We start from the raw sequence: 10,801 nt of genomic DNA, 5'->3' as shown, positions 1-10,801 counted from the left end.
TAGGACGGCGAGCCATATAAACCCCCAAATGAATAAGAGCTTACAGCTTAGCCGCCCATCACTAGGCCAACAAAATCGAATAATTACAAAAAATAAATCATATTTTAAAAGAGCAATTCTGCTGAACTCTAAAAAGCGCAAAACCGTGGTCTGACCACTATCTTTTCCCAATTCCTTATAACAATCATGAGGCGTTATAAGTGCAGAAGGTTCCAGCTGTGCATTTACTCGGGGGAAATAGGGGAAACAGGGGTCAGATCAGGGGGAAACAGGGGTCAGATCAGCAATATACATAAGTGCACTAATCGTGGTCTGACCCCTATTTCCCCTTTTTAAACGCAGAATTATTATTCAACTAAAAGACATTATTCTTTTTTCTAAGAAACCGATAAAGTTTTTCGCATACAAACTAGAAGTTTGATCAGAAAGATCAAGCCTATAAACAGGATATTCCCCATCATTAAGACCATCGTCTGTGGCAAAATAAAATGATTCCCCTGCACCCGGCGGTTCACAGATAAATAGCCTCTCCTTCCCACACAACCCATTTCGACCGTTAACGATTGACATATAAACGATATCACCCCCCCTTACACTATCAAATTCCATTTCGTAGATACTATAAATCTCCTCCCCAGATATTTCCCCGCCAGAATAAAACTTCAGCCACCATTTATAGCTATCAGGCAACTTCAACCCAAGGCGAGCTTCAGCTTTATAAATCCACTCATCAGCAATCCCGTCACCATAATCAGCAAACTCAACAAAATCCGACTCTTTAATAAGATTAATTATTCTCGAATAATCCACGCCCAATTACTCCCCGCTCCGAGCCCGCAACTTCCAATAATCCGACTGATAAGAATTAAACTCTTTAGCCTGCTTTGTCAATGTTTTTGCATTCAAATCCGTAGGAACTGAAACATAATCAGTCGTAGGATTTCTGTATTCTGCAGAGTCTTTGTAACGAGTATACCTAAAGCTTTGAGCGGCATTGGATGGGACATGAAGAACACTGCTATTCTGGCTATGGAAAACAGAACCAACTTCTGCAAGTGAACCACGAGTACCAGCGAATCCATTAACCTCAGTTTGCGAGAGATGATGTAACTCAACTGATTTCCCATCATACCCAATTGGTGCTCGACCCGAGGCCATCCTCTCAAGGTTTGAGCCTTGGGGAAATAGGGGTCAGACCAGCAATATACATAAGTGCACTAATCGTGGTCTGACCCCTATTTTCCGTGGTCTGACCCCTATTTTCCGCTATTTTCCTTATAGCTTACCGATCAAGGCCCCAGCTAAATGAATCGTCCCCTTTTTGGGTTGGCCATGGGGTTCAGTACCCCCCGGCACTGACATCCGCAACCGACAACCAATAATCCACTACTGCATCGAAGCCTCTGTCGTTGGCCCGAGCCTGCAACGCGACAAGCGCCTGCCGCGCATCGGTTATCGACCAGCCCGTGGAGTTCAGGCTAAGCCACGCATAGTCCAAGCGGCCGGCTTGCAAGAAGCTCTCAAACAACGGCTTTTTCTCTCGATCAGGATCAAACCACGCCGGCAATTGCCCACCTGTCGGCGGGGGCATATCCCGATCAATGATTTCGAAGGAACAACTGCTTTCCCACCATGGCCGGCCAGGGTCGGACGGGTTGGGAAAGTCTCCGGTGTAGGGCCCCGCGTCTTCAGCCATGCTCTCCAGCGGCGTCTCTTTGCTAAACAATTCGACGTTGGCGAAGCCTTGGGGATCATCACCGGTTTTCAATGACTGCGCTTCTAGCTCCTCCAGACAATCAAGCCCAACCGCTTGGGCAAATTGCTCAAGCTCTGGGGTGACAGCATCTTCGACACTGATGGACATCATAGCCAGAACACCCATCAACTGGGCAGGCGTGCGGGCAATCTCGATCGTCATATGCTCGGCGGCTACATACATCTTGACGAAGCAGGGTTCACGGTCGACAAACCAGTGCCTCCAATAGCCGATATAGGTCGGCCGCGATCCATCGCTCCACAGCGGGATCAACGCCGGCGGGAACCCGTACCATTGCGCTGGGGCATCCAGCGTGCAGATGGGCGGACGGATGCTTCCATCCGCGCAGGCATCCAGCACGGCGGGCAATCCTAAGGCTTCAAAGGTCTTCTTGAGATTCATATCTTCACCGTATTGGCGCCAGAGGCGTCGACCACTCAGGGATATCTATTCTATGCAACGGAGAAATTGGGCCCACCCAGGGTTTGGAAGTTGCACTAGTTTGCTGGTGTATCAGTTGATGAACTTCGCGCGAAGGTACGGGTACTAGATGCCGTGGGTCAACGATCTGGGTCGGGAAATCTGTCTTACCGAAGTTCCAGTGGTGGACTTCAGCAACGGCCTCGCCCGCCGCACGGGAAGACTTCACAAAGCGGCTGTTGACCGCCTTGAAGGCCTCTTCGAGTATTTTCTGGCTGGGATTCTGGCCGCTGGCCAGGGCGTCCAAGTAGCGCGTGTAGCCATTCGCGCTTTTAGCACTTGCCGCCGAGCGCATTGCATTGTTCCACATTTGCAATGATTGGGGGTTGTCGGCAATCACCGAGAGACCGAAGCTCTCGGGAACTAGTCGCCCTGCCAGCTCGTTGCCCGCAAACGCTTTGTTAGCGGCAATGGCCTTCTCGGCGTCGGAAAGGACCGCCAGGTAGCCGCCGTTCTTCGGCATAAGCCCATTGGGCGTTTCCATGTACAACTTATCACCCACCAGCACCTCATAATTGCCGGTACGGGTATTAATGACTCGTCGCGCGCCATCTGGAAGCCCACCGCCAGTGGCGACAAAATCAGCACCACCTGCGCCCTCGGTGCGGTACCACGAGGGCAATTGCATCTTGCCCGCAGTATTCGATTCGACGATTACGCCTTTACTCGCTGTACTCGCCGCGCCGTCATAAATCACACCCACCAGACCCAGACTATTCAATACCGCCTGGGAAGCCCACAGGGCTCGCTGGCCGGTGGTTTGCTCACCTAACGGGCTCGCCCCGCCGAAAGCCATCCAGCTTTGGCAGCCTATACCGATCGGCCCCATGCCGCCGCAACCAGCCGCATACATCTCATTCGATTTTTCTTTTAAGACTCCGCCTAAATCCTTTTGTAAGTCATCTTGATAGCCCTTGCCTATCTTGGCCTGTGTGTCGTTGGCCGGTTGCAGGGCCCATTCATCGCCTAGGCTGGTTTTGACCGAAACATTCGTGACGACACAGTACCCATTGCCCGAGATACCGCAAGGCAGGACCTGGCCGGGACTCACTTTAGAGTCCGAGGCCTGCAGGAAGTCAGTCGCCTCAAAGTGGTCGACTTTCAGGGTACTACCACCCTTTTCAAGCAGCGCGTTGATGTCGGCTGCCAGAGCATTGCAACCATTGGATTTAACGTTGATGCACGAGTCCTTGAACTCTTTTTTCTTCTGCGTCAGAGAGATCCCTTCGAGGATGCTCAGGTGGTTATTCTCGACCGCGTTCTTGCCCACTTGCGCCGCCGCCACAGCATTCAACGCATCCTTGCCAACCAACGATCCGGAGAGCCCAGCCGCCAGCGTCGAGAGGCTAGAGATTGTCGCCTTTTGCTCCTGAGTCAGTTCTGCGTTACTGGCGCCGCCGTAGAGCGTCTCGCGAATCAGCTGTTCAGTACCCTGCGCCGCCACTGCGCCCGCAGCCCCCGCCAACGCCGAGTTACCACCGGCCCGCGCCAGCACCGCACCCAACACGGCGTGGGCCATCAAGTTGGCATTAGGGTCACCCTCGGTCATTTGCTTGACCGTCTGCGCCAAATACGGCGCCGCCGCCCCCGCCAACGCACCACCAACGCTGCCACCCATCGCCGCTTGCACCACGGCCGTTACCGCCTGGCTGGCCTTCTGGAAGCTACTACCAACGCCGTAATCCTGCTGAGCACGCTGGCTGATCTGAGCCTGTGTCGGGTTGGCAATACCCTCCTCTATCAACTTCTGCCGCGACGCTTTGCTGAAATCGCTGTTGGGATCGTTTGCAGCCTTGATCCGGGCCGCGGCTATGGCATCGCCAATCCCCTTGGTCAACTCCATCGAGCTTTTGACCAGTTCCATGCGCTCTTGCATGGCCTTTTCATCAGGCTTGTCGAGGCGATGGTTGGCATTAGCCGTGTCGCGGTTCAAACCACGAGGTCGTTGGCGCCTTCGGGGTTGCGCACTACGATCGTGCCTTCGCTGACAGCGCTGTGCGTATAGCTGTGATCCGAATCATTAAGCGCCATGCCATACAGAGCGCCCGGAGTGACGGTGCTCGCGCCGCTACTGTAAGAACCAGAGACGCTCATGCCCGCCGACTTGCTCTCGATCTCGCTCTTGTTCTTGATGTCGCTGACCAGCAGACGATCCGTGCTGAGGCGATTCTTGTCAGCGCTGGCTTCACTAGCAATCACCGCGCCTTGCAGGGTAGTGGTCTTGCCGACATTGATGTCGTAGCCGTCTTTACCGGCAAAGAAGCCGCTCTGGTCGGTAACAGCCTGGTAGTCGCTGTTCATCTTCGACGCCGCCAGGTTCGCGGACGCGGTGACCGGGGAGCCATAACAGATCGGCGGAATGCAGATGCTCGCACCGAAGCCCGCGCTGTTCTGCTTGCTCTTGGACGTTTCGGTGTCTTGGCGCGACAGAATGTTGAGGTTGCCGCCGATGTCGGCATCGATACGGTCAGCGCGTACCTGCGCGCCGATCAGGCTGGTGTCCTGGCCGCTGCGCAGCACCAGCGCGCCGGTGTCCAGCGTGGTATTGACTTGGGTGACGGAGCCGCCCGAACCCAAGTTCTTGGCGGTTTGCGCGCCCAGGTCGATGGTGAAGCCGTTTTGCTCGCCTATGTTGAAGCTGGCACCGATAGCGGTCCTGTTGCGTGAACCGTCGTTTTTGCGATCGGTGGTGTTCTGTGCGCTTTGCATCAGGATGTTGTTTTTCGCGGAGAGCAACGTGCTGTCGGCTTTCAACGTACTGCCGGTAATCGTCAAGTCACCCACAGTGCCCGGCGCATCGCCCGCAGCGATGATCGACAGTTTGCCCCCGGCGTTGAGGTTGCTCTGGTGAGCGGTCTGCGCCGTGTATTCGCTGCTGCTTTTGGTGCGGGTGTTGGCCAGTTCGGTACCGATCTTGATCAGCGACCCGTTGCCGGCAGAGCCACCAGTCTTGTCCTTGAAGCCGGTACTTTGTTTAGCGAGATCGCCCGCCTGGTTATTCAGGTTGTACATCGACAGCGCCGCCTGGGCGATCTTCACAGCCTTGAGGCGTGGATCGTCGGAGCTGCGCGCCGCCTCGGCTGCGTCGCGGATGCTGTTGGCGGTGTCGACCACGGTGCCCGCAATCACTCGCCCAACCGCCAAGCTTTTTGAGCTGTCCTTACTGGTCTGACTGGCAGTCTCCACACCCGAGGTGACGGTGACATTGGCACCACTCAACTCCATGTTCATGGTGCTCACCAGATCACTGGCCACCACCTTCAACTCACGCCCTGCCGTCAACGACACATTGCCCGCACTCGAACCAATAGTGCTGCCGGTCAAGGTCATTTCATTGGCGGTGCCGTTGTGCTTGGAGCTGTTGATGTACAGCTTCTGGTTGCCGGTCATGTCATCCAGACCAAGCTTGTTGCCGGTCAACACGCCGGTGAGGTCGCGATTTTTTTCCTTGTGCATGTCGGTGCGGGCGAAGGTGTTTTGCGCCGCGTCGACGGTCAGGTCGCGGCCGGCCTGGACGGCGAGGTCGCCGGTGCTGACCAGGTTGGAACCGGTGACCGTGGCGTCGCGCTTGGCGGCGACGGTGACGGTTTCGCCGGAGACCATGCTGCCCAGGGCGGTGGTGCGTTTTTCGTCGACTTTGTCCTGGACTTTGCTCGACTTCAGGCCGCCCCAGCTGCTTTTGCTTTCCTTGCGTTCGTGGCGGGCGCTGTCGGCGTTGCTGACGGCGAGGATGTTCACGTCCTGGCCGGCCACCAGTTGGGTGGCACCTTTTTCAGCAGTGACGGCACTGCCGGCCAGCAGCAGGTCTGCACCAGCGACGACGGTGCTGTTTTTGCCAGCGCTGACCAGGCTGCCGACGTTGTTCACGGCATCGGTTTCATCCAGGCGGAATTTCTTGCCCTGGGAGGTTTTCTTGGTCTTGCTGTAGAAGCTGTAGTCCTGGTCTTGCGCGGCTTTGAGCTCAAGGTTCTTACCGGACACCAGGTACGCCTCGTTGCCGGCATTCACCTGGCTGGCGACCAGTTGCAGGTTCTGCCCGGCGCTCAGGGTGGCGTCGCCGCCGGCCTTGATCACGCTGGACACTTGCTGCACGTGGTCTTCGATGCTCTTGACCTTTTTTGTGTTGCCTGTGGAGTGCTGCTCGTTGGCCGCCGCAACGGCGTTGAAGTCGCGGGTGGCAATCAGGTTGACGTCGCGCTTGGCCTCGACCTGGCTGGCCACGGCGCTGATATCGCGCCCGCCAATCACATGCAGATCGCGGCCAGCGTCGACCACGGAGCCTTGCTGGGCGATGGTGGTGAAGCTGGAACGGTTGCCGATGGCGCCGCTGTCGAGGGTTTTCGAGGCGGTGATGTTGACGTCGCCCACGGCCTTGACCGTGGTGTCGGCACCGCTCTTGAGTACGCCGCCGACGTTGTTGACGTTGCCGCCCGCCTGCATGACCAAATCGTTGGCCGACTCGATGCGCGCGGCGCTGTCGACGAAGTCGCTGCGTTCGGTGCGGTAGCTGCTGGCGCTTGCGTGGGTGGTGACGCTGCGTTCGTTGAGCAGGTCGGCGCCGGCGGCGAGGTTGACGTTGCCCGCGCTGATCACACCGCCTGCACGGTTGGTCAGGTTGTTGCCGCTGAGCAGGTCGAGGCGGCCACCGGCTTCCATCAACCCACTGTTGGTGAGGTTGCCGCCAGCGTTCGCCAACAGGCTGCCGGTGGCACGCAAGGTGCCGGCGTTGTTGAGGTTACGGCCGGTGATCAGGTTGACGTCAGTGCCGGAAATCAATGCGCCGTTGGGCGCCAGGCGGTTGCCGGCTTGGGCCAGGTACAGCACCGGCACCAGCACTTGTTGGCCGGCGACGGTGGCGTTTTCCAGCCACACGATGTCGTGGGTCAGGGCGGCGACTTGTTCGGCGGTGAGGCTTACGCCTACGGACAAATTCAGCGCGCTTTTGCTGCTGATGGCGTTGTCCATCAGGTGCTTGAACAGGTCGGCGTCGCTGGTCTGGCCATCGATGAAACGCTGGCCGGTGCGAGCGAGCACGGCTTGCTGGATCAGCCGCTGTTCGTAGAAGCCATCGCCGAGACGTTTTTGCGCGGTGTCGGGGTCGTAGCCGAGCTTGCTCAGCATGTAGTCCGAGCTCATGAACTGGCGCATGTCGGTGAGCAGCGGGTTGGTTTCGATCAGGTACTTATGCGGGTTGGCCGCGAACTGGCTGGTGGGCAGGCCTTTGGCGCCATCGCTGTCGTTGAGGTGAAACAGGCCGTTCTCGCCAGTGGGCAGGTCGAAGCCGGGCAGGCCCAGTGGGTTGACCTGTTGCTGGGCAACGTCCGGCGGCAGTTGCGGGTTGAGGCTGACCAGGGTCGAGTAGCCCGGCGCATGGGTGTTGGCACCGCTGCCGACGTAGGTGTAGCCACCGCGCACGACGCTGTTGTCGATGCCGGCCTGGGCCTTCACATCCACGCTGCCGCCGGCCTGGATGACGGCGGCGTAGCTTTGGTCGGGCACCATCAACTGGGTGGTTTTGCGCAGGTCGGTCTTTTCGCTCTCCATTTTGCCGATGAACGACGCCAGGCCGGCTTCGACGCCTGTCATGTCCTGGCCTGCCGAATAGCGCTGGGTGAAAGCCGCTGCCTCGCGGTACCAGCCCCCCGGCTTACGCTCGCGTTCAGAGGTAAAGACACGGTCGTATTGGGTGTCGTGGGTTACCAAACCAATGTTGGTCAGTTGGTCGACGCGCACGGTCATACCGCCACCGGCGGCAATGCTACTGCTGCTGTTGAGCAGGTCGCCGCCGGTGAGCAGCATGTTGCCGCCCGAGGTGATGCTGGACGCTGCCGTGGCCTGGGTGACGATGAAGTGATCACGCTGGGTAATCAGGAACGGGCGGTTCTGCTTGGGGCCGTCGCAGTCGCCACCGGTCACGCCAAAGATGCAGGCGGTGGGCGTGATGGAGGCGCTGTAGATGCCGGACTCGGTGTTGAGCACAGTCCTGATGTTCTGGATCGTGCTGGCGGCCAGGATCAGGTTGCGCTCGCTTTCGAGGGTGCCCGAGCTGTTGATGATGCTGGTGGCCAGGCCACCCTGGCCGTCGCGGTCGACGCGCAGGTTGCCCATGGCGTAGATCGTGGCGCCGAGGTTCTTCAGGCGGTCGACCTTGAGGTTCAGGTCGCCGCCGCTGAAGATCAAACCGTGGTCGTTGAGCAGGTTGCCCACCGAAAGATCCAGGCTGCCCTGGCTGGCGACGCTGCCGCCCACGGTCCAGTCCTGGCCGCTGCCGACCAGGGCACGGGTGCCGAGCAGCTTGCCGGTGGCGGTCTGTTGCAGGTTATCCACGTTGACGGTCAGGCGCCCGGCCTGGATCGCCGTGCTGTTGGTCCAATTAGCCTTGTCGAAGGTCAAGTCACCGTTGGTGACCAGGCTGCCACCGACGTCATCGAGGCTGATGCCACTGAGGTCGAGCACGCCGGTGCCCACGTGCAACACCTTGCCGCCGGTGTTCTGGAAGCGGGTGGCGGCGAGGCTCAATTGGTCGTTGGCGGTCTCCAGGCTGCCGCTGTTGTTGAGCAGGCCGCCGATGGCGTAGCGGGTTTTGCCGCTGGTGCCCAAGGCGCGCATTTGCCCGCTGTTGTTCAGGCTGGCGGTCTCGACATCGAGGGCCGTGGCGCTTTCGATCAGGCCACGGTTGGTCAGTGCGCCATTGAGGCCAACGTCGATGCGGTTGCCGGCGATCTCGCCGCCGTTATCCACATTCATACCGGTCAGGTGCACACGATCCCGGGCGAACAGCGCACCGCTGCCGTTGTTGAAATCCGTGGCGTCGATCTGCGCATCACCGGCTTTGGCGGCAATGCGGCCACCGTTGTTGTCGAGGGTGCCGGCGGTGATGGTCACGCCAGCGTTTTCACTGTGGATCAGGCCATTGCCGCTGTTCTGCAACAGGCCGCTGGTGGTCAGGACCAGGCCATCGTTGGCGGCCAGGGTGCCGTTGTTCTGGTTGTCGACGCTGTTGGCGAACACGGTCAGCAAACCCTGGCTGGCGAGCTTGCCACCCTGGTTATCGATGTGCGCGGCGCGCTGGATCAGCAACGGCCCGGCGCTGGCCAGCTTGCCGCTGCGGTTGATCAGGTCGCCGATCAGATCCAGGGTGATCGCCCCGCCGCCGGTCAGGCTACCGGCGCTGTTATCCAGGCTATTGCCGTTGAGGGTGAACGCGCCGCTGCTGTCGATGATGCCGCCCTGGCTATTGTCCAGCAGGCCGCTGACGGTGAGGGTCTGTGCGCCGTCGCTGAGCAGGCGACCTTTGTTGCGGTTGTCGACACTGGCGGCGGTGATGTTCAGCGCCTGCTTGGCGCTCAAGGTCGCGCCCTGGTTATCCAGACTTTGCGCAGTAGCGGTGAGGCTGCGATTGGCGATCACGGTGCCGGTGTTGGTGATGCGCTGGCTGTCGAGGCTGACGTCGCCACCGGCATTACGCGTGTTGTCAGGGTTGACCCCGGCTTCGATGATGCCGCTATTGGTCAATTGGCCGTTGCTGGCCAGGGTGATACTGTCGCGCGCGGCGAGGGTCTTGCTGTTTTTCAGGGTGCCCTTGGTCTGTGCCTTGAGGGTGGTGCCGGCGTAGACCGCGCCCTTGGTCTCCAGGCTGGCGGCCTTGATGTCCACCGCACCGCTGGCGGCGGCCTGGGCCATGCTCAGGTGGCCGTTGGCATCGAGTTGAATGTCGCCGCCACTGGCGGCCAGCGTACCGTCGAGCTTCACGCCCACACCGGCTTCGGTGCCCACCAGCTTGATCGCGCCGGCGTACATGCCACCCAAGGCCGACGAGTCAATCGCCAGCTCCGGCTTGGCACTGCCGTCATCGGCACGGGCGGTGGTTTTCAGGCTTTGGGCATCGACGTCATTGCGCCCGGCGATCACCGTGAGTTGTTTTGCGTTGATCTGCGCATTGATCTTGGCCGAACGGGTGATGATCTCGAAACGGTCGACGTTGCTCGCGTTCAGGCCTTTGCCGTCGATGGTCACGGCGCCGCCGTCGACCTGATAGCTTTTCAGTTGCCCCGCCTGATCGATCACCGGTTTACCGGTGGTCAGGGTGACGTTGGGGGTGTTGATGAAGCCGCAACCGTTGCAGCTGATGCCGTAAGGGTTGGCGACGATCACCTTGGCCGACTGGCCCGCCACTTCGGTGTAGCCGCGCAATTGGCTGGGGCTGCCGCCTTTGACTTCGTTGAGGATGACATTCGCCGCGCCGCCCTTGAGGTTCGGGTTGCCGACAATGATCCCGCCCAGTTGCGTGCTTTGCACAATGCCGTTGGCGTTGTTGAGGATCACGCCGTTGGGGCCGACGTTGTAGTCCTTGAACTGGTTGTGGGACAGGCCGCTGCCATTAGGGGGGGCGATGTTCACCACCGGCACGCCGTTGCCCGCCTGGCCAACCGTGGTACCGGGGCCACTGACCACGATGCCTTCGGCACTCGCCAGCAATGGCTGCCAGAACAGCGCGTTGGCCAGGATCAAGGCCAGGCCGCGTTGGCTCAGGGTTTTCAGGGCAGTAACAGGGCGAACGTCCAT

General features: G+C 59.2%; 5 protein-coding genes. All 5 read right to left on the bottom strand.

Features of this window, described 5'->3' with window-relative positions:
* Positions 1-351: 351 nt before the first annotated feature.
* The 5 genes from BFN10_RS10415 to BFN10_RS10400 all read right to left on the bottom strand — a co-directional run bounded on the left by BFN10_RS10415 (position 352) and on the right by BFN10_RS10400 (position 10,801).
* Positions 352-810 carry an SMI1/KNR4 family protein gene (locus BFN10_RS10415; RefSeq protein ID WP_071489613.1) on the bottom strand — a complete coding sequence of 153 codons (459 nt, stop codon included), beginning with the start codon at positions 808-810 and terminating at the stop codon, positions 352-354.
* Between the two features lie 6 nt (positions 811-816).
* The gene (locus tag BFN10_RS30115) at positions 817-1,158 is read right to left on the bottom strand and encodes an HNH/ENDO VII family nuclease (RefSeq protein WP_083351518.1); all 342 of its coding nucleotides are present in this window, start codon (positions 1,156-1,158) and stop codon (positions 817-819) included.
* 181 nt (positions 1,159-1,339) lie between these two features.
* The gene (locus BFN10_RS10405) at positions 1,340-2,158 is read right to left on the bottom strand and encodes a hypothetical protein (protein WP_071489610.1); all 819 of its coding nucleotides are present in this window, start codon (positions 2,156-2,158) and stop codon (positions 1,340-1,342) included.
* Between the two features lie 4 nt (positions 2,159-2,162).
* Positions 2,163-4,169: a VENN motif pre-toxin domain-containing protein gene (locus BFN10_RS29935; RefSeq protein WP_331714216.1), complete on the bottom strand. Its 2,007-nt coding sequence runs from the start codon at positions 4,167-4,169 to the stop codon at positions 2,163-2,165.
* Entirely contained in the window at positions 4,166-10,801 is a 6,636-nt protein-coding gene (locus BFN10_RS10400; protein ID WP_331714215.1) for a two-partner secretion domain-containing protein, read from the bottom strand. The genes BFN10_RS29935 and BFN10_RS10400 overlap by 4 nt, the downstream gene beginning before the upstream one ends.

The organism is Pseudomonas extremorientalis (genome assembly GCF_001870465.1).
Taxonomy (GTDB): Bacteria; Pseudomonadota; Gammaproteobacteria; order Pseudomonadales; family Pseudomonadaceae; genus Aquipseudomonas; species Aquipseudomonas extremorientalis.
This window is presented reverse-complemented; position numbering and strand designations above follow the sequence as displayed.